This window comes from Paractinoplanes tereljensis (assembly GCF_016862435.1).
GTDB lineage: Bacteria > Actinomycetota > Actinomycetes > Mycobacteriales > Micromonosporaceae > Actinoplanes > Actinoplanes tereljensis.
The window spans coordinates 318,420-337,799 of sequence record NZ_BOMY01000041.1; the positions used below are offsets into that span (position 1 = coordinate 318,420).

Sequence of the window (19,380 nt, forward strand, 5' to 3'; positions counted from 1 at the left end):
AGCCGATCCAGCCGAGCCCGGCGAACAGCGCGACCCGTTCCAGCAGCCCGCTCGGGTTGTTCGGCAGCACCCCGCCGGCGTCCAGCACCACCAGCACGCTGGCCGCCACGAACGTCACCGTCATCACCGCGGCGAGCGGCCACGCCACCCGCCGGGGCCCGAGCAGGGCCACCGCGCCGATCCCGGCGATGCCGAGCGTGATGGCGATCAGCTGATGGATCAGCCCGCGGGTGGTGTGTTCGGTGGCCACGCCGGGCGGGAAGCCCAGCCCGGCGTCGGTCCGGATGACGGCGAGCGCGACGAGGCAGAGCCCGCACCAGAGGATGAGAGCGCCGGCCCAGCGACGCAGCCCGATCGCCGCGAGGATCAGCCAGAGGCCGCAGGTGGCCAGGTTGAGCGTGCCGTGCCAGCCGCCCGGGCCGAGGGACAGCTGGCTGATCCAGTTGCGGGTCTGGTCGTAGCCGGGCCGGGTCAGTCCATCCACTGTGCTCGCTACGATCATCTGAACCGCGGCAAGCACCCCGAAAGCCGGCAACCTCATCCGTCCAAGTTTAGGAGTCGCCATGCTGAGGGTGTTCTCGGTGGCGTACTGGGCGTTCATCGTTCTCACCTGCCCGGTGTTCTTCGTCGGTGCGCTGCTGGTGTGGCTGGTGACGCTGCCGTTCGACCGCCGCCGGGTCGCGTTGCACCTCTATTCGTCGGCCTGGGCGGCGTTCTACGTCTACGTCAACCCGCTCTGGCGGCTGCGGGTCGCCGGCCGCGACCGGCTGCCCTGGCACGGCGCCGCGGTGCTGGTCGCGAACCATGCCTCGCTGATCGACATCCTGGTGCTGTTCGCCCTGTTCCGGCCGTTCAAGTGGGTCTCCAAGCAGGAGATCTTCCGGGTCCCGGTGATCGGCTGGAACATGCGCCTCAACGGCTACGTGCCGGTGGTCCGGGGCAGCGGGGCGTCGGTGCGCCGGATGATGGAGCGTTGCAACGAGCTGCTCGCGGCCGGGTCGCCGCTGATGATGTTCCCGGAGGGCACCCGCACCTCGGACGGCTCCCTGCGGCCGTTCAAGGACGGCGCGTTCGACCTGGCCATGCGGCACGGCGTGCCGGTTTTCCCGATCGCGGTGCACGGCACCGGCCAGGCCCTGCCCCGCAAGGGCCTCATTCTCAAAGAGCAGATCCGGGCGCGGATCGAGGTGCTGCCGCCGCTCACGCCGACAGATTTCCCGGACGCGTACGCCCTCCGGGAGGCGGCCCGGGAGTCGATCGGGAAGGCCCTCGCCGAGTCGTGAGGATCGCCCACTTCTGCGACAGCCAGCCCGGCCGCCCGGACGGTGTCGCCCGGTCGGCCGAGCTGACCGTGCGGCTGCTGCGCGAGGCCGGCCACGACGTCGACCTCTACCGGCCCGGCCCACTGATGAGCGGCCCCGGTGTCCGCTCGCTGCCGGTGCCGTTCCGGCAGGTCCGGGTGGGGTTGCCGTTCACGCCCCGGCCGGCCGACGTGGTCCATGTGCACAGCACCGGCCCGATCGGGATGACCGGTTTCCGGGCCGCCGCCGACTGGGGCGTGCCGCTGGTGGCGACCTGGCACACCGACGTGGTGGCGTACGCGGACATGTTCGTCGAGGTCCCGATCGGCGCCGCCTGGTGCGCCCGGCAGCTGGGGTTGGGCTGGTCGGCCCGGGAGTACCTGGAGCTGACCAGGCCCGGCGCGATCCGGCACCGGCGGCTGATCGAACTGGGCAAGGGCATGTTCGCGCGAATGGCGGTGGCCATCGCACCCTCGGACAAGACGGCGGCGGGCTTCGCGGAGTTCGAACCGGCCTGCGAGGTCCGCGTGCTGCCCACGCCGGTCCCGGCCACCACGCTGGAACCGGTGCGCAACAACGGGAGCGTGGTGCTGTCGGTCGGCCGGGCCACCGCCGAGAAGAACCCGGAACTGCTGCTGCAAGCGTTCGACCGGGTGCGCACGGCCCGCCCGGACGCCCGGCTGGTGCTGCTCGGGGTGCGCCAGCAGCGCCGGCACCTGGCCCGCCGGATCGCCGCGCTGGGCCTGGACCGGCACGTCGAGGTGCACCCGCCGGTGCCACACGACCAGGTAGCCGGCTTCTACCGGGCCGCCGACGTGCTCGCGTTCGCCTCCACCACAGACACCCAGAGCCTGGTGCTGGCCGAGGCGGAGGCGATCGGCCTGCCGGTGGTGGTCGCCGATCCGGGGCTGGCGGCCCGGCCGGGAACCGCCGACGCCGCCCGGTTCACCTGCGAGCCGACGCCGGAGGCGCTCGCCGCCGCGCTGCTGCGCATGCTGGACGACGACGCCCTGCGCGCCGCCGTGACCCGCGAAGGTAGGGCGGCCGTGGCGGCGTACACCCCGGAGGTTTTTCTTGGTCGCCTGCAGGCGATCTACGGCCGGGCCGGAAAGTCTCCCGGCCGGACCAGCCCGCACTGGTAGGCGATGACCACCAGCTGAGCGCGGTCGCGGGCGCCGAGCTTCATCATCGCGCGGTTGACGTGGGTCTTGACCGTCAGCGGCGACACGTAGAGGCGTTCGCCGATCTCGTCGTTCGACAGGCCGGCCGCGACCAGCGCCATCATCTCGCGTTCGCGGTCGGTCAGCGCGGTGAGCCGGTCCGGCGCGGGCAGCGGCCCCGGACCCGGCTGGGCCAGGAAACGGGTGATCAGGCCGCGCACGGCCTTGGGCGAGAGCAGCGCCTCGCCACGCGCGACGACCCGGATCGCCTCCTGCAGGTCGGCCGGTTCGACGCTCTTGCTGAGGAAACCGCTGGCCCCCGCGCGCAGGGCCCGCAGCACGTTCTCGTCGAGCTCGAACGTGGTCAGGATCAGCACCCGCACCCCCGCCAGGTCCTCGTCGGCGGTGATCGCCCGGGTGGCCTCGATGCCGTCCATCTCGGGCATCCGGATGTCCATCAGGATCACGTCGGCGCGGGTGCGGGCGGCGAGTTCGACCGCTTCGCGGCCGGTGGTAGCCTCGCCGACCACCTCGAGGTCGGGCGCGCTGTCGACAAGCACCCGGAACCCCGCCCGGATCAGGGTCTGGTCGTCGGCGAGCAGCACGCGGATCGTCATGCGGGGTCCTTCACCAGCGGGAGGTGGGCGTCGACGGTGAACGTGCCGTCGTCGTCCGGCCCGGCGCGGACCGTGCCGCCGACGGAGTTGACCCGCTCCCGCAGACCGATCAGGCCGTGCCCGGTCCCGCTGACCGCACCCGCCCCCGGCAAATTCAAAACCCTAATGCCAAGGCCACCCGAGGTGTACGCGAGGAGCAGTCGCGCCGCGCCGCCATCCCCGTGTTTGTGGGCGTTGGTGAGGGCCTCCTGGACGATCCGGTACGCGGCCAGGTCCACCGCCGACGGCAGTGACCGGGGTTCGCCGTCAGTCTGGTAGTCGACCTGCAGCCCCGCGGCGGCGAGCGAGTCGAGCAGCTGCGGCAACCGGCTAAGCCCCGGCGGCGGGGCGGTGTCGTCCGGCCCGCGCAGCACGTCAAGGACGCTGCCGAGTTCGGACAGCACGGTTCGCGCCGACCGGCGTACGTGCGTAAGGGCCTCTTCGGCCCGATCGGGCTGATCCCGGAGCAGATGGACGGCCACCCCGACCTGCACGTTGATCACCGCGATGTGATGCGCCACCACGTCGTGCAGGTCCCGGGCGATCCGCAGCCGCTCCTCCACCACCTGCCGGCGGGCCTCCTCCTCGCGCCCGTGCTCGGCCTGCCGGGCCCGTTCCTCGACCACCCGCATCTGCCCGCGCCGGCTGCGCACCGCTTCCCCGACCGCGACCGCGGCAACACCCCAGGCCACGATGGTGGCGTTGAGCGGATCGCTCCAGCTGCGCCCGGCCCCGATGACCACGGCGACGTAGACGGTCACCACGGTGATGACGCCGGCCACCGCGGCGATGGTCCGGGTGGTCCGCGACGCGACGGTGTAGGTGCAGATCACGCTGGCCGCGAGCAACGGCCCGGCCAGCGCCGCGTGCAGATTGAACCCGGCCGTGGCCACCGTGACCAGGCCGAACACGGGCAGGACCCACCGGCGGCGAGCGGTGATCAGCAGCACCGCCAGCACTCCGGTCACCAGGTCCTCCGCATCGAGCGAGTGGGCCGGCCCGAACCGGTGGGCAAGCAGGATCACGGTGACCACCAGCAGACCGAGCCCCGCGTCGACAAGCTGGGGATGGGATCGGGCCGACATGGACCGCACGCTATCGGAGCCCCCCGACAAAAAAGTCGTCCATCGGCAGTAGTCGTGATCTACCGCCGCTGGACGACGTGGATTACCGGGCGCGGCCGCGATCGTCGTCGCCATGACTGACCTACGTGGACTCGGCCGCCGTCGCCTGCTGCAGACGGCCGGCGTGGTGGCGCTGACCTCGCTCGCCGGGTGCGGAAAGAACGAGCCGGGGACGGCCGCCGACCAGCCGCTCACCTCGGCCGCGAAGCTGCCCGAGCCGTTCACCGCCCGGCTGCCGATCCCACCGGTCAAGCGCCCGTCGCGCAGCACCAGCGACACCGACCACTACGAGCTGACCGCCCGCGAGGCGAACGCGGAGATTCTGCCCGGCCTGCGTACCCCGATCATGGGTTACGACGGAATCTTCCCCGGCCCGACCATCAAGGCGAGGCGAGGCCGCCGAACCGTCCTGCACTACCGAAACCAGCTGGGCGTGCCGACGGTGGTGCACCTGCACGGCGGCCACACGCCGGCGGAGAGCGACGGTTTCCCCACCGACCTGGTGCTGCCGGCGGCCGGCGGCTCCGGCTACGCGTCCCAGGCCGTAGGCGGCACCACCAGCGCAGGCACCCGCGACTACACGTATCCGGTGGATCAGCAAGCGGCGACGCTCTGGTACCACGACCACCGGATGGGCTTCACCGGCCCACAGGTATGGCGCGGCCTGGCCGGTTTCTTCCTGATCACCGACGACGAGGAGGCGGCCCTGCACCTGCCGAGCGGCGACCGAGACATCCCCCTGATGATCACCGACCGGGCGTTCGACGCCGACGGCGCCTTCACCTACCCCGCGATGGACCCGCACCTGATCAGCATGCCCGGCATCGACGCAGCCCACATGCGAGGCGCGACCGGCGACGTGATCCTGGTGAACGGCGCCCCATGGCCGGAGTTGCCGGTGGCCGCAGTCCGCTACCGCTTCCGAATCCTCAACGCCTCAAATGCCCGCCGCTACGACTTGACCCTCGACCCGCCGGCGCCGCTGATCCAGATCGGCTCAGACCAGGGTTTGCTGGCCGCCCCGATCTCGCACACCGCGATCACCGTGGCCCCCGCCGAGCGATTCGATGTGATCGTCGATTTCGCGGCCTATCCGGTAGGCACCAAGGTCGTCCTACGCGACGGTTCCGGCCAGGTCATGCGATTCGCGGTAACCCACAAGGCCACCGACAACAGTACGATCCCCGCCCGGCTAGCCGCAGTGGAGCCGCTCCCGAAATCCGCCGCCACCACCCGCGACTGGATGTTCCGCCAGGGCAAGGTGCAGAGCATGGGCCACGAGGCAGACGGCTGGGTAATAAACGGCCGAGAGTTCGACCCCCAGCGGATAGACGCCACCCCAAAGCTGGGCGAGGTAGAGATCTGGCGCCTGGCCAGCGACACCCAACACCCGGTACACATCCACCTGTCCCCGTTCCAGATAATCTCCCGAAACGGCGGCCCACCCGCCCCCACCGACCAGGGTTGGAAAGACACGGTCGACCTGAGCCCTCACGAGTTGGTAGAGGTGGCAATCCGCTTCGACGACTACGCCGGCCGCTACCTGCTGCACTGCCACAACCTGGAACACGAGGACATGGCCATGATGGCCACCTTCCAGGTGACTCGCTGACCGGACAGCTGTGTGCGGTCATGGCAGGCGGCGCCGGTGGCCGCGGCTGCCATGACCGCACCCGTGTCAGCCTCCGTTTACCGGCTTGAAGTGCTGCGGCTTCGACCGCGGCGCCACTGTCGCGGCCGTGGCGGTCGGTGCCGGGGGCAGGTTGTCGATCAGCGTGCGGCCGATCTTTGCGTGCGCCTCGACTGCTGGGTGCGTCGCGCCGTAGTTTTCCGGGTCGCCCAGGCCCTCGGCGAACATCGCGTACGTCAGCAGTGGCACGCCGTTCGCGTCGAACATGATGCCGACCTCGTGCCGCGACTCCCCCAGGTCGTTGAAGTCGGCGCCGTACTTCGTGGCGACGCGCTCCCGCTCCCGCGACGACATCACCCGGCGGACGCCGTCGTGGTAGCCGCTGAGGCCGCGGGTTACCCGGAGCATGAAGTCGCACGAGGCCGGCGACAGCAGCGTCTTGTTCGCCAGACGCCACAGCAGGTCGTGCATCTCGCGCGGCGTGGTCACACCCAGATAGAAGCGGTTCGGGTTCGCCACCGGAATGACCCGGGTCTGCGCGAAACCCTTGGCCGCGAGGATCTCGTTGATCTCCAGCGCCGGGACCAGCCGGCCACACAGGCGTACGGCGGTGTTGTCCGAGACAAGGAGCATCGCGGTCAGGAAGCCGGCGACGGTGAGGTCGTCGCCGTACGTGCCCTGCAGGAAGTAGATGCCCGAACCGCCGAGGATGATGTCGCCCTGCAGATCGAGCTTGGTGCCCATGGTGAGCTCGCCCCGGTCGACCTTGTCGAGCACCGCGGTTGCCACGGCCAGCTTCTGCACGCTGTACCCGTACGTGACGTGGTCAGCGTCGTCCTCGACGAACGGCGTGATCGCACCGGTCGCGTCCACCGCCGCCATGTGGGTGTGCCACATGCCGCCGACCTTGGCTTTCTCCTTCTCGTACACCCTCTTGATACGCGCATTCCCGGACACGGCGGCTTCCGCGGGTGAGCTGACCCCGACCGTCGCCGCCGCGGCAGCGGCAGCGCCAAGGCCGAGCGCGGATCGACGGGAAAGTTTGGCTGGCATAGTGCCTCCTTTGTGGACGGAAAGGTCAGGCGGCAACGTACAACACCTCCGCTCATGCCCGGAGACAGCGAGGCCGCGAGCACAACACGAAATCTCTGTCAACGAGGGCCGGCGGAGCGGATCATCACGCCGCCGCACCACGACCGAATCGCTATAATTCAGGCCGCACACGAAAATGCGTCCCGGTCGGTAGTCCGGGTCGCGGGCCGACGGCCTGCGCAACCTCCCTGTCCGACGGCAGGGCCCCGGTGTGTTCCGAGCATGCGACTACACGCACTGGGAGCACTGTGTCCGAGACACGCATCGCCATCGCCGGGGCCGGATTGTCCGGCCTGACCCTGGCCCACTATCTGCACCGCCACGGCCTCACCGTGTCCGTCTACGAGCGCGACACCGGCCTGTCCGCCCGTGAAGCCGGCTACCGGGTACACATCAACTCGACCGGGACCTCGGCTCTGCACGCCGCGCTGGAACCACGGTTGTGGGAGTTGTTCCTCGCAACCTGTGGCCTGCCCGACGAGGACATGCTGCTCTTCGACGAGCACCTCACCATGCGCCCCGCCCGGGACAAGGCCGCCATGTCCGGAATCGGGGCACCCACCGACATCCCGGAACACCTCGCGGTGTGCCGTTCCACGCTGCGCCGGATCCTTTACCTCGGCCTGCACGACCTCGTGCACTTCGGCGCACAGGTCACCGGTTACCGCACCAACCCCGACTCGACCATCACCGTGCTGCTGGCCGACGGCAGCACGAGGGAGGCCGACGTGCTCATCGCCGCGGACGGCATCAACTCCGCCGTCCGCGCGCAGCGCCTGCCCCAGGTCCGAGTCGCCGACCTCGGGGCCCGGTCGATCGCCGCGAAGATCCCCCTGACTCCGCAGAACAAGGCGAAGCTCCCGGCGCAGCTGTACAACGCGTTCTCCATGGCGTACGACAGCGATCACACCGGCCTGACCCTCGCCCCGCTGGAACGCACCGACCCCCGGTCGGCCCTGGTCCTCGAGCAGGACGCGGAGTTCCAGCTGGAGGCCCAGGAGAACTACGCGCTGAGCATCTTCAACTCGACGGCGGATCTCATGATCCCGGATGACGAGTTGTTCAGCGCCGGACCGGGAGAGCTGAAGGAGTATGCGCTGCAGCGACTGGCCGGCTGGCATCCGGATCTGCTGGAGATCGTCCGGCTCTGGGACACCGCCACCGTGCAGGCGCTCGCGATCCGCAGTTGCATCCCGGTTCCGGCCTGGGAGCCGTCGACGGTGACCGTCATGGGTGACGCCGTCCACGCGATGAGTCCGGCCCTGGGCATCGGCGCCAATACAGCCCTGCGCGACGCGCACGTCCTGGGCGATCAGCTTTTGGCCGCGGCCAGGGGTAGGACAACGCTGATCAGCGGCATCGGCACCTACGAGGAGACCATGCGGGACTATGCCTACGAGGCCATCCGAAAGTCGGCGTTCGTCGGCCAGAAGGTGATCGGCCACCGCACCGTCTAGGTCCGAACGGCCCAGGGCACATCCGCCCGCACCTCGATGTGCTCTGGGCCCTGCGGTGCGACCTGGAGGCGGCCGAGCTCCTGGGTGCATCGGGTGAGCGCGATGTAGAGCCCGTTCCAGCCTCGAGGCTCGGCCGTGATGCCATCGGGATCCACCACCAGGGTCGCGTCCCATTCCAGGCCCTTGGCCTGGGTGGCGGTGAGTACCGGCACGTCGTCCAGGACGGCCGCGAGTTCTTCGGCGTACGCGGCGGACGCGACCACGCCCACCGTCCCACCCACCCAGCGCTGCCGCAGGCTCTCGACCGTCGCGGTCGCCGTGTCGAGCAGTTCCCCCGGCGTCACGGTGAGCTTCCACGGGGTGATGCCGGTCGAACGAACCGCCCTCGGCGGGGTGTTGAGGCTGCCGGCTTTGGCCAGGACCGGCCCGGTGAGCTCCATGACCTCGCGTGGCGTGCGGTAGCAGATGGTCAGCTCCGCCGCGGTCCAGCGCTCCCCGAGCGTCGCTTGCACCGCCTGCGTCCAGCTGGTGTGCCGATGTGACGCCTCGGTCTGGTCGATGTCGCCGACCGCGGTGATGGAGCGGGACGGACACCGCCGCAGCACCATGTGCCACTGCATGTCGGACAGCTCCTGCGCCTCGTCGATCACGACATGCCCGTACACCCATGCCCGATCCTTCCGGGCACGCTCCGCGACACTCGCACCGTGCGGCGCGGCCGCCGGCCGGTCGCCGAGCAGGTCCACGACCGCGTCGAACAGCGGGATGTCACTCGACGCCCACGGCAGCGCGGCGGTAGCGGAGACCAGCGTGACCTCCTCCGCGGACAGCGCCGGTGCGAACCGGCGCAGCAGGGCCCGGTCGCCGAGCAGGCGCCTGAGCATCGCTTCGGGATCCCGCGTCGGCCACCACGTCTCGACGAACCGCGCGATGGTGGCGCTGCCGGCGATACGCTCGCGCAGCTCCTCGATCTCTTCGTCCGACATCAGCCCGTCGACGTCGCTGCCGGTGGCCGTCGCCTGCGGCTCGGCCCGGCGGTCGAATCGGGCGAGGATGTCCTCGAAGCCCTCCTCCATCTGCTGCAGCAACGCCTCGCGTTGCTCGGCGACGGCGTCGGCCAGCAACTGGTGCAGGTGCTCGGCGAAGGCCTGGCGGGCACGGTGGTAGGAACGACCGGCCGTCGCCGAGGCCAGCGCGTCCGCAACGGCCTGCGCGTCGAGGACGTACGCCTCGCCCTCCCACCGCAGGCCCAGGTCACGCACCGGCGGCAGGAGCGCCCGCACGTATGCCTCCAGCGCGGGCTGCCACAGCGCGCGCCCCTTGATCTCCGAAATCCGCCGGTCTTCGGCACGCTCGACGGTGGCCCCGGGAACCAGGGTGTCACAGGTGGCGGACACGACCGCCGTCTCGCCGAGCGCGGGCAGCACCTGGGCGATGTAGTCGAGGAACCGGGGCGAGGGCCCGAGCACCAGCACCGCCTGCTCCGCCATCTGCCCGTGGGTGAACAGCAGGTACGCCACCCGGTGCAACGCCACCACCGTTTTGCCCGTACCCGGGCCGCCCTGAACGATCAGCGGCCCGGTCGCGTCGGCGCGGATGATGTCGTCCTGCTCGTGCTGCAGCGTCGAAATCGCCGTCGCCATGCGCCCGGTGCGCCGCTGGTCCAGTGCCGACAGGAGGGCACCTTCGCCGACGAGGTCGGACGCCGCCGTGCCGTCCAGCGGCTCGTCGTCCACGCCGGTCACCACCGCGCCGCTGGTGCGGACGTGCCGGCGCCGGGCCTGCCCCTGCGGGTCGATCGCCGTCGCGGTGTAGAAGGGCCGCGCGGCCGGGGCACGCCAGTCCACGACCAGCGGGTCGGCCTGCACGTCCTCGTCCCGCAGCCCGACCCGGCCGATGTGCCGTACCGTGCCGTCGAGGCCGTCGAGACGCCCGAAGACAAACCCGCTCTCCGTCTGCCGGATCTCCTCGTACTGGCGCTGGAGCATCCGCCGGCGGGTGAGGTCCCCGTCGTCGTCGGTGGCAGCCTGCTCGGCCCGCTCCGCCAGGTTGGCGGCCACTCGATCCCGGCGCGTCAGGGCCGTGTCGAGAAACGTCTGTTCCTCGGCGATGGCGACCTGACGGCGAATTTCCTCGGCATTCCGGTGCATAGGGAAACCTCACACAAGCGATTCGGTTTGCGTTCGACCGGCAATGCTAGGGAGATCGGGAAGATGAATTCGAATGGAAGAGACAGGAATCTCACGGGCTTGCGATTCCCGGTCGCCTTCTGTCTCCGGCAGCAGAATTCGGCCTTGATTATTCGGTCCGGACCTGCTCGGCCGTGCGCTGCATTCGTTCTAAAGAATGCGCAGGCATTGCGGCCTGTCGATCCAGCGCGAGCCGGCGAAGAGGCACCCGGGCAGAATTATCCGCGGGCCACGGCGAGGAACTCCTGTCGGGTGCGGACGTCGGCGCGTAGCCGGCCGAGCATGGCGGAGGTGACCGTTGTGGCGCCGGTGGCTCGGATTCCCCGCAGGGTCATGCAGGTGTGTTCCGCTTCGATGAGCACACCGACGCCCTTGGGTTGCAGGCGTTCGGCGATCCAGTCGGCCACCTGCTTGGTGAGCCTTTCCTCGACCTGCGGGCGCAGCGCGAAGTGCTCGACGATGCGGGCGAGTTTGGACAGGCCGAGGATGCGGGTGTCGGGTAGGTAGCCGACGGTGGCGGTGCCGAAGAACGGCAGCAGGTGATGCTCGCACACCGACCGGAAGGGTATGGCCCGGGCCAGCACCAGCTCGTCGTAGCTGCCGTCGTTCGGAAAGGTGGTCAGCTCGAACGGGCGGGGGGTGAAGAACTCCGCGTACGCCTTGGCCATCCGCCGTGGGGTGTCGCGCATGGTTTCGCCGTCGGTGGCGATGTTCAAGGCGTTCAGGAAGTTCCGGGCGGCCAGTTCGGCGGCGTCCAGGTCGATGGCCTGGCTGTCAGCGACGACGCGCGTCGCGGTGGGTGTTGACATGGCGGTCTTCTCCGATGGTCAGGACGGCGGCTTTGGCGAGGAGTTCAGCGTGTTCGGCGGCGGGGTCGGAGCCCCACGTGATGCCGCCGCCGGCACCGTAGACGGCGCGGCCGGTCTGCCGATCGATGACGGCGGTCCGGATGGCGACGTTGAACCGCGCCCGGAGCGGCTCAGTCGGTGGGGCGAGCATGCCGATGGCTCCGCAGTAGACGCCGCGAGGGCCGCGCTCGATGTCGCGGATGATCGCCATGCTGCTCGTCTTCGGTGCGCCGGTGATCGATCCGCAGGGGAACAGTGCCGTGAAGATGTCGGCGAGCCCGGTGCCCGGCCGCAGCCGGGCGGTGATCTCAGAGGTCATCTGCCAGACGGTCGGGTAGGGCTCGAGCGTGAACAGGTCGGTGACTTCCACCGTGCCGAGCTCGGCTATCCGGCCCAGGTCGTTGCGGAGCAGGTCGACGATCATCACGTTCTCGGCCTGCTCTTTCGCACTCGTGCGCAGCCGCTGGGCCTGTTCCCGGTCGTGCGTGGCATCCTGTCCGCGCTCGGCCGTGCCTTTCATCGGCCGGGTCCGGATCTTGTTGCCGCTCTGTTCGAAGAACAGTTCGGGGCTGGCGCTGGCGATGACGTACCGGCCGAGGTCGAGGTAGGCGTTGTAGCCGCCACGCTGGGCGGTGGCGAGCTGGGCGTACAGCGCGAATGGGTCGCCGGTGAAGTCGGTCTCCAGGCGGTCGGTGAGGTTGCACTGATAGGTGTCGCCGGCCGCGATCCGTTTCCGTACCGCATCGACCGCCCGCGCGTGCTCGGCGGCGCTCCATCCGGGTACCCACCGGGTCGGCTCGGCGGCGCCGGGTCGCGGCGGTGTCACCGGCGCGACGTCGGTCGGTGGCGCCGTGATCCCGAACCAGGCCGGCGGTGGTGAGTCGGGCGCTACGTCGTACGCGACGTAGCCGTAGGCCCAGTCGCCGCCGGCCGTTGCCCGTTCCACCTCGGCCAGCACCTGCGGGACCTCACTGACGCGGTCGGTGCTCACCACCCGCCGTGGGGGCGGAAAGGCGAGGGCACGACCGGCCGTCAGGTCGTCGAACCGGGCGACGCTGTTCATCGGCGGGCGGCACGCAGCGTGTTCGCCATCAGCATGGCGATGGTCATCGGGCCGACGCCACCCGGGACCGGTGTGACCTGCGCGGCGATGCCGCGCAGCTCGGTGGTGCGGACGTCGCCGGTCAGGCCGTGCGGGGTGCGGTGGATACCGACGTCGATGACGGCCGCGCCTGGTTTGACGTGTTCGGCTCCGATGAGGTGGGGCACGCCCGCCGCGACCACCAGGATGTCGGCCGTGCGGGTGAGCGCGGCCAGGTCGGTGGTGTGTTTGTGGGCGACGCTGACGGTGGCGTCGTGGTGCAGCAGCATCTCGGCCATCGGGTGCCCGACCAGCGAGGAGCGGCCGACCACGACGGCGTGGGCGCCGCGCATCTTGACTCCTTCGGAGGCGAGCAGTTCGATGACGCCGCTCGGGGTGCACGGACGCAGGCCGTTCTCGCCGCGGGCCAACAGGCCGGCGCTGTGGGTGGTGAGGCCGTCGACGTCCTTGCCGGCGGGGATCCGGTCGATCAGCGCGCCGGGGTCGAGGTGCGCCGGCAACGGCAGCTGCAGCAGGATGCCGTCGCAGCCGGGGTCGGCGGCGAGCTCGTCGAGCACCGCGGCGACCTGGCCCTGGGACACTGTGGCGGGTAGGTAGCGGTGCAGGTCACGCATGCCTGCTTCGCGAACCGCCTTGCGTTTGCCGGCCACGTAGACGGCGCTGGCCGGGTCGTCGCCGACCAGGATCGTGGCCAGTCCCGGCTTGCGGCTGAGGGTCGCCACCTCGGCGGCGACCTGGGCCCGGACCCGCAGGGCGACGGCCTTGCCGTCGATGAAGGTGGTCATCAGGCGAAGACGATCGTGTGGTTGTGGTGGCGGATGACCCGGTCCTCGCTGTGCCACTGCACGGCCCGCGACAGCACCGCGCGTTCCACGTCGGCGCCGCGGCGTTGCAGGTCGACAACCGAGTCGGCGTGGCTGACCCGGACCACGTCCTGCTCGATGATCGGGCCTTCGTCGAGGTCCTCGGTGACGTAGTGCGCGGTGGCGCCGACCAGTTTGACGCCGCGTTCCTTGGCTTTCGCATGCGGGCCGGCGCCGATGAAGGCGGGCAGGAAGCTGTGGTGGATGTTGATGATCGGTACGCCGAGCCGGGCGATGAAGTCGCCGGAGAGGATCTGCATGTAGCGAGCCAGCACTACGAAGTCGACGTTGCCGCGCAGCAGACGCAGGTGCTCGGCTTCGGCGGCGGACTTGTCCGGTCCGGCGGAGGGCACGTGGAAGAACGGGATGCCGAAGGCGCGTACCTCGTCGGCGGTGTCGGGGTGGTTGGAGATCACCATGGCGATGGTGACCGGCAGGTCGCCGCGCCGGTGCCGCCAGAGCAGGTCGAGCAGGCAGTGGTCGGCCTTGGACGCGAAGATCGCCACTCGTTGCGGGATGGACAGGTCGCGCAGCCGGTATTCGAGGTCAAAACCCTTGGCCAGCGCCGTCTTGAGGTCCCGGTCGATCTGCGGGAGCGCGGCCTTGAGGTTGTTCAGGCTGAAGACGGTGCGCTGGAAGAACGCTCCGCCGAGCGGGTCGTCGGAGTACTGGTCCAGCGACACGATGTTGGCCTGGTGTTTGCCGAGCACCGCGCCGACCGCCGCGACGATGCCGGTGCGGTCGCGGCCGTGCACGATCAGTGAGGCTTGGTGGTGGGTTGGTGTGCGCGACGGCGTCTGCAGAGGCGCCTGCTGAACGATGGTCATGTCAGCCCTCCTTCCGGAAATTGGTGATCCACTCGGCGGTGGCTCGAAGCCCGCCGAACGTGTAGAAGTGCAGCTTCACCTCGCCGTGCCGGGCGGGGTGGTAGTCGCCGGCGAGGGCGTGCAGGAAGCGGTCGGGTCCGGCGGTTCCCATCAGGTTGGTCAGCGACAGGCCGTACTTCTTGGCGATCGAGGTGCCGGTGCCGACGCCGAACCGGGTGGCGAAGCGCAGCAGACGTCGCACGCCCGCCGGGCCGGGCACGCCGATGCGGATCGGGCTGGTGACGCCGTGCTCGCGCACCTGCTCGATCCAGTCCAGTACCGGGTCGGCGTCGAACCCGAACTGGGTGATCACGTCACCGGTCAGGTTCTTCTCGCGCAGGGCCGTGTGTTTGTCGATCAGGGCCGGCCAGAGCACCTGCTCGGGAATGCCGGGGTGGCCTTCCGGGTAGCCGGTGATGCTGACCCGCCGTACGCCGTGCTTCTCGAGCAGGCCCGACCGGATCACCGAGAGGGCATCGGCGTACGGGCCGTGCGGTTGGCTCGGGTCCCCGCCGACCACGAAGATCTCGTCCGCGGCCGCCTCGGCCCGCAGGGCCGAAAGGAATTCGGCGAGCATCGGCGCGGAGGCCAGCCGGCGGGCTGAGACATGCGGTACGGGTATCCAGCCCCGCCGCGTGACGGCGCGCGCCGCGGCCACCCGCATCGCGAGGTCCTCGTTACCGAGGAAGGTGACGTTGATCCGGGTGCCGGCCGGGATGTCGGCGGACTCGAGCTCGCCGATGTCCTTGCCGGTCATCTCGAGGGAGAAGCCGCGCAACAGCTCGGTGAGCCGCTGCGACCTCAGGGGTGTGGACGTCATGGGTCTCCTCATGGGCAGGAGTCATCGCCACCGCGCTCGCGCGGCGGGGCTGGCAGTGCGGGAGGGTCAGTTCCGGCGGTACGCGGTGCGGGCGTGCTCGTTGTACGGCGTGGGCTGCACGGTGGCGCGGATGCGGGGCAGGTCGACGCTCTCGCCGGTGCCGGGGGCATCGCCCCAGACGACCTCGACCGTCGTACCCGGTGTGGTGTGCCCGGGGTCGATCAGCGAGAGGGCCAGGATCGCGTCGTAGGGGTGCAGTGATGCGGTGTGGTAGGTGCTGCCGATCAGGTCGCCGCCGGTCGTCTCGATGCGCTGCCGGGCATAGCTGAGCACGAAACCCGGATCCGTCCCGTCGCCGATCACCCGCCGCGCGTCCTCGTTGTCGAGGACCAGGGTCACCTTGGTGAAGCGGGCATTGTCCTTGGCCTTGACCAGCGCCTCACGGCCGATGAAGTCGTGGTCGAGGTGGACGAGCCGGCCGTAGCCCAGCTCGTACGGGGTGACGTAGTAGTCCTCGATGTTCGCCGAGAAGAGGCTGCCGTGCAGTGGCCGCTGGCCTTCGATGCCGAACAGCGGCAGCCAGCGGCGGTAGCTGTCCAGTTCCGGGTCGGTGTAGATCGCCGGGGTGGGTGACGGGATCCAGCCGCTCTCGACCGACGCGGTGGTGTAGGCGAGCGCGCCGACGTGCACGATGCCGAGCGGTTCACCGGCTTTGAGAAGGGCCTCCTTGACGTACGCGCCGTCGGTCCAGTCGCCGATGAACTCGTACCCGGCCTGCCCGGCCATGCCATGCCGCAGGGCGCGGAAGCGGCGCCCGGCCAGCGTCACCTCGGCGGTGTGGAAGAACTTGGTCGGCGGCAGCGGCCCGCCGAACACGCTCTCCACCACCTGCTGGGCGAGCGGCCCCTGGACCTGGAAGCGGAACAGTGCGGGGTCGCCGCCGCCGGGCCGGTACGCCGAGGACGGGTCGGTGGTGAACGAGACGTCGTAGCCGCCCTGCTCACCGTGCCACTGCACCCAGTGTTGCGAGGCGGGGATGCCGCTGAGGGTGTATCTCTGCTCGCCGAGCCGGGCGAGGATGCCGTCGGTGACGATGTAGCCGTCGCGGGTGACCGGGACGATCTGCTTGGCCTGGCCGATCGCGAACTTCTCGTAGTTGTTGGCGCTGACCGCCGCCAGCAGTTTGGTGGCGTCGGGGCCGTCGATGAACAGGTCGTACATGTGGTGTGAGAGGTCGGAGAGCGCGACGCCCTCGTGCCAGGCCGTCTGCTCCGGCCGCCAGCCGGCGTATTCCTTCTCGACGACCTCGGGCGTCCAGGGCGCGGCGCCGGGCTTCCACAGCATCTTGATCGGCGAGCCGGCCTTGGTGATGCCGTCCTGAAGACTGAGTGGTCCCATTCGGGCTTCCTTCCGGTTTTCCCTGTTCACAGGGTTGGATGTTGCAGAACTAAATCGAGCTAGTTACGGAAGCTACATCGCTGTTTCGCACTGTGGCAAGGACCACTTCGCTCAACGGCATCGGTACGGTCATGGCATGGCAGATGCGCGGCGGGCGACGCTGAAGGACGTGGCGGCGGCGAGCGGGGTGTCCCGGGCGACGGTCAGCTTCGTCCTCAACGCCACCCCGAACCAGACGATCTCGCCGGCCACCCGGGCGCGCGTCCTGCAGGCCGTGCGCGACCTCGGGTACAAGCCGCACACCATCGCCAGGGCGCTGCGCGAGGGCGCCTCCCGGATAGTGATCATGCACATCGACACCGGCCTGGAGGGCAACTACTCGCGAAGCTACATCCGGGGCCTCGACCAGGAACTCGCGCTGCACGACCACGTTCTGCTGGTACGACACGGTCCAGCCACCGCCGAAGCCACCCGCCAGGCGCTCGACACCATCAATCCGCGCGCGATCCTCCAGTTCGGCGAGCCGTACCTGACCGGACACGAACTCGACGACTACGGCGGCGGCCGGCTCGACGGCCTGGCCGCGCACGCCGCCATCCAGATCGGCCATCTCGCCGAACGCGGGCATCGCCACGTCGCGCTGGCCATCGGCGAGCAGGCGCCGCTGGTCAAGACACGGCTGCGCTTCACCCGCGACGCCCTGCGGACCTGCGGCCTCGCCCCCCTCGTCGAGCTCGTCGTGCCCCGGCCCCGGGCAGCGGGAGCAGCGGCGGTCGCTACGTTCCGCAATGCGCATCCGGAGGTCACCGCGATCGCCGGCTACGACGACGACGTCGCGCTGCGCACCCTGACCGCCCTGGCCGACCTGGGTGTCGCGGTGCCGGACGAGGTCGCGGTCATCGGCTTCGACGACACCGAATACGGCGCCCTGTTCAATCCGGCGCTGACCACCGTCCACATCGATGCCGAGGCGCACGGCCGGCGCACCGCCCGCTCCATTCTCGGCCTCGACATGACGGATCTGATGTCGAAACCGGCCAGCGTGATCGTCCGCGCATCGGCATAAAAGCGGCACACTATACTCACCGTTCGTGAACAGCGAAGAGCGGCGGGAGCGAATCCTGCGCAAGGCCGCCGCCCTGTTCACGGTGCACGGATACGCCGGCGTCAGCATGAACGACGTACTCGTCGCCGTCGGTGGTTCGAAAGGCACGCTGTACCGGTATTTCACCGACAAGACCGACCTGTTCCGGTCGACGGTGGAGATGTTGATCGATGAGCGCAACAAACCTCTGAGGTCCTTCCATCCGAGCGACTCCGACCCGGCGAAGGCGCTGCGGGAATTCGGCCGGCATTCCGCCGCTGTGGTTCTCGAACCCGGGGCGATCGCCCTGCACCGGCTGATCACGGCCGAGGCGGTCCGGGTCGAGGGCCTCGGCCAGACGTTCTTCCAGCACGGCCCGGCCGTCGGATACACCGTCCTGGCCCATTACCTCGACACACTCACCGCATCGGGCCTGGTCGCGATCGACGACACGATGCTCGCCGCCGCGCAGCTCTATCACGCGATGGTCGGGGCGTTGCAGATGCGATTGCTGATCAACGCCGACGACCGGCCCACCGCGGCCGAGATCGAGGCGAGCATCTCCGCCGCGGTGGACACGTTCCTCAACGGCGCCGGGCGTGGATAGCCGTCAGCTCCTGCCGATCGGGAACGGCCGTTCGACGACGGTCGCACCGATGGTCGTCTGGACGTGCCGTTCAACGGCCGGGTTGGCGGAGCCGCCGTTCGGCTCGCCCCACACGAGCTCCACCCGGTCGCCGTAGCCGACCTGTCCATCGAGCATGCATACCGAGATCCAGCCCCGGACGTTCGCGGTGTAGCTGCACAGCGTCGAGACACCGATCAACTCGCCCTCGCGTTCCACCCGGTCGAACTGCGAGGCCGCGTAGAAGGCGGCCGGCGTGTCGATGTACTTGAACCGCTTCTCCCCCGGCTCGTACATGCCGGCGAAGATCCGGGCGACGTCGTCGCGGTCCCACGCGAGCCACGCCTTGCGGCGATGCGGCCGGTCGCGCATCCCCTCCAGGGCGTCTCGGCCGATGAAGTCGTGGTCGAACTTCAGGATGTGCCCGTACCCGAGGTCCCAGGGGGTGACGTAGTAGTCGCGAACGTCGCCGGAGACGAAGCTGCCGCCCAGCGACCGGACATGCGGTGGTTGAGCCCGGTGACCTGACGTCCCCCGATGCGGAAGCGACCCATCGTGAAGAACGGGATGGCCGGCATCGGGCCACCGTTGACCTTCTCGAAGATCTGGGCCGCGTACGGGCCCTGCAGTTGCAGCCGGTAGAACTCTCGGCCGTGCGAATTCTGCGCGGTCCGCTCGTCGCGGCGCCAGGTGACGTCGTAGCCGCCGGTCTCGGCGTGGAACTGCACCCAGTTCAAGGCCGGCGGCCGCCCGACGATGCGCACCGCGTTGTCGTCGAGACAGAACAGGATGCAGTCACCGATCATGTAACCGTCGTGGTTGACCGCGACCAGCTGTTTGGCCTTCAGCGGCCCGAACCCGGTGAAGCTGTTGGCCCCGACGTCGGACAGCAGCCGGTAGCAGTCGGGCCCCTCGATGGTCAGATCCGTCATGTGATGCGACAGATCCATCAGAGCCGCGCTGGTACGCCAGCTCTCCTGCTCGTCACGCCAGTTGGTGAACTCCGCCCGGATCGGGAACGGGTACGGTCCGGACCGGCCGCTACGCATCAGGGCCAGCGGATCCCCGGCCTCCCGGATCGCGTCCTCGAGACTTGCCATCAGCCTTCCTTCCGTCAGGAGCTGCGCTAACGGACGGACCGTACCGTACGGTACGGTGGCACAGG

The 19,380-nt window shown here is 69.7% G+C and carries 18 protein-coding genes and 1 pseudogene; 6 read left to right on the forward strand and 13 right to left on the reverse strand.

Annotation, left to right across the window (positions count from 1 at the left end; translation table 11 throughout):
- Window positions 1–13: 13 nt before the first annotated feature.
- A pseudogene (locus Ate02nite_RS49085) lies at window positions 14–601 on the reverse strand (DUF998 domain-containing protein); the annotation flags it as partial.
- On the opposite strand from Ate02nite_RS49085, the gene Ate02nite_RS31955 reads away from it, so the two are divergent.
- Together Ate02nite_RS31955 and Ate02nite_RS31960 are read left to right on the forward strand one after the other, a co-directional pair.
- On the forward strand, window positions 564–1,283 hold the full coding sequence (locus tag Ate02nite_RS31955; RefSeq protein ID WP_203811569.1) for a lysophospholipid acyltransferase family protein: 720 nt from the start codon (window positions 564–566) through the stop codon (window positions 1,281–1,283). The pseudogene Ate02nite_RS49085 and the gene Ate02nite_RS31955 sit on opposite strands and share 38 nt — an antisense overlap.
- Window positions 1,280–2,443 carry a glycosyltransferase gene (locus tag Ate02nite_RS31960; RefSeq protein ID WP_203811570.1) on the forward strand — a complete coding sequence of 388 codons (1,164 nt, stop codon included), beginning with the start codon at window positions 1,280–1,282 and terminating at the stop codon, window positions 2,441–2,443. Before Ate02nite_RS31955 ends, Ate02nite_RS31960 begins: the two co-directional genes overlap by 4 nt.
- Here Ate02nite_RS31960 and Ate02nite_RS31965 read toward each other — a convergent pair.
- Entirely contained in the window at window positions 2,395–3,078 is a 684-nt protein-coding gene (locus tag Ate02nite_RS31965) for a response regulator (RefSeq protein ID WP_203811571.1), read from the reverse strand. The genes Ate02nite_RS31960 and Ate02nite_RS31965 overlap by 49 nt on opposite strands.
- A complete protein-coding gene (locus Ate02nite_RS31970; RefSeq protein ID WP_203811572.1) occupies window positions 3,075–4,202 on the reverse strand; it encodes a sensor histidine kinase in 1,128 nt (375 codons plus the stop codon). The genes Ate02nite_RS31965 and Ate02nite_RS31970 overlap by 4 nt, the downstream gene beginning before the upstream one ends.
- A 112-nt stretch (window positions 4,203–4,314) precedes the next feature.
- On the opposite strand from Ate02nite_RS31970, the gene Ate02nite_RS31975 reads away from it, so the two are divergent.
- The gene (locus tag Ate02nite_RS31975; RefSeq protein WP_203811573.1) at window positions 4,315–5,853 is read left to right on the forward strand and encodes a multicopper oxidase family protein; all 1,539 of its coding nucleotides are present in this window, start codon (window positions 4,315–4,317) and stop codon (window positions 5,851–5,853) included.
- A gap of 66 nt (window positions 5,854–5,919) precedes the next feature.
- Here the strand turns inward: Ate02nite_RS31975 and Ate02nite_RS31980 are convergent, their stop codons facing one another.
- Window positions 5,920–6,924 carry a serine hydrolase gene (locus tag Ate02nite_RS31980; RefSeq protein WP_203811574.1) on the reverse strand — a complete coding sequence of 335 codons (1,005 nt, stop codon included), beginning with the start codon at window positions 6,922–6,924 and terminating at the stop codon, window positions 5,920–5,922.
- A 287-nt stretch (window positions 6,925–7,211) separates the two neighbouring features.
- Between Ate02nite_RS31980 and Ate02nite_RS31985 the strand changes: the two genes are divergently transcribed.
- Window positions 7,212–8,420, forward strand: a complete 1,209-nt coding sequence (locus Ate02nite_RS31985; RefSeq protein ID WP_203811575.1) for an FAD-dependent oxidoreductase — start codon at window positions 7,212–7,214, stop codon at window positions 8,418–8,420.
- Here Ate02nite_RS31985 and Ate02nite_RS31990 read toward each other — a convergent pair.
- The 7 genes from Ate02nite_RS31990 to Ate02nite_RS32020 form a co-directional block, all read right to left on the reverse strand.
- Window positions 8,417–10,570: a HelD family protein gene (locus Ate02nite_RS31990; RefSeq protein WP_203811576.1), complete on the reverse strand. Its 2,154-nt coding sequence runs from the start codon at window positions 10,568–10,570 to the stop codon at window positions 8,417–8,419. The two genes, Ate02nite_RS31985 and Ate02nite_RS31990, sit on opposite strands and share 4 nt — an antisense overlap.
- A gap of 257 nt (window positions 10,571–10,827) precedes the next feature.
- On the reverse strand, window positions 10,828–11,418 hold the full coding sequence (gene folE, locus Ate02nite_RS31995) for a GTP cyclohydrolase I FolE (RefSeq protein WP_203811577.1): 591 nt from the start codon (window positions 11,416–11,418) through the stop codon (window positions 10,828–10,830).
- A complete protein-coding gene (pabB, locus tag Ate02nite_RS32000) occupies window positions 11,384–12,520 on the reverse strand; it encodes an aminodeoxychorismate synthase component I (protein ID WP_203811578.1) in 1,137 nt (378 codons plus the stop codon). The genes folE and pabB overlap by 35 nt, the downstream gene beginning before the upstream one ends.
- Window positions 12,517–13,344 (reverse strand): bifunctional 5,10-methylenetetrahydrofolate dehydrogenase/5,10-methenyltetrahydrofolate cyclohydrolase, encoded by an 828-nt coding sequence (locus Ate02nite_RS32005; protein ID WP_203811579.1) that lies wholly within the window; start codon window positions 13,342–13,344, stop codon window positions 12,517–12,519. The genes pabB and Ate02nite_RS32005 overlap by 4 nt, the downstream gene beginning before the upstream one ends.
- On the reverse strand, window positions 13,344–14,249 hold the full coding sequence (gene purU, locus Ate02nite_RS32010; protein WP_203811580.1) for a formyltetrahydrofolate deformylase: 906 nt from the start codon (window positions 14,247–14,249) through the stop codon (window positions 13,344–13,346). The genes Ate02nite_RS32005 and purU overlap by 1 nt, the downstream gene beginning before the upstream one ends.
- Before the next feature lies 1 nt (window position 14,250).
- Window positions 14,251–15,108 (reverse strand): methylenetetrahydrofolate reductase, encoded by an 858-nt coding sequence (locus Ate02nite_RS32015; protein WP_203811581.1) that lies wholly within the window; start codon window positions 15,106–15,108, stop codon window positions 14,251–14,253.
- Between the two features lie 66 nt (window positions 15,109–15,174).
- Window positions 15,175–16,506: an aminomethyl transferase family protein gene (locus Ate02nite_RS32020; RefSeq protein ID WP_239147845.1), complete on the reverse strand. Its 1,332-nt coding sequence runs from the start codon at window positions 16,504–16,506 to the stop codon at window positions 15,175–15,177.
- A gap of 136 nt (window positions 16,507–16,642) precedes the next feature.
- On the opposite strand from Ate02nite_RS32020, the gene Ate02nite_RS32025 reads away from it, so the two are divergent.
- Together Ate02nite_RS32025 and Ate02nite_RS32030 are read left to right on the forward strand one after the other, a co-directional pair.
- Window positions 16,643–17,572, forward strand: coding sequence for a LacI family DNA-binding transcriptional regulator (locus Ate02nite_RS32025; protein WP_239147846.1), 930 nt, complete (start codon window positions 16,643–16,645; stop codon window positions 17,570–17,572).
- 25 nt (window positions 17,573–17,597) lie between these two features.
- On the forward strand, window positions 17,598–18,197 hold the full coding sequence (locus Ate02nite_RS32030; RefSeq protein WP_203811582.1) for a TetR/AcrR family transcriptional regulator: 600 nt from the start codon (window positions 17,598–17,600) through the stop codon (window positions 18,195–18,197).
- A 3-nt stretch (window positions 18,198–18,200) separates the two neighbouring features.
- Here Ate02nite_RS32030 and Ate02nite_RS32035 read toward each other — a convergent pair whose 3' ends face one another.
- Both Ate02nite_RS32035 and Ate02nite_RS32040 read right to left on the reverse strand, forming a co-directional pair.
- Entirely contained in the window at window positions 18,201–18,587 is a 387-nt protein-coding gene (locus tag Ate02nite_RS32035) for a hypothetical protein (RefSeq protein WP_203811583.1), read from the reverse strand.
- A gap of 41 nt (window positions 18,588–18,628) precedes the next feature.
- Window positions 18,629–19,315, reverse strand: a complete 687-nt coding sequence (locus tag Ate02nite_RS32040) for an aminomethyltransferase family protein (protein ID WP_203811584.1) — start codon at window positions 19,313–19,315, stop codon at window positions 18,629–18,631.
- Window positions 19,316–19,380 lie beyond the last annotated feature (65 nt).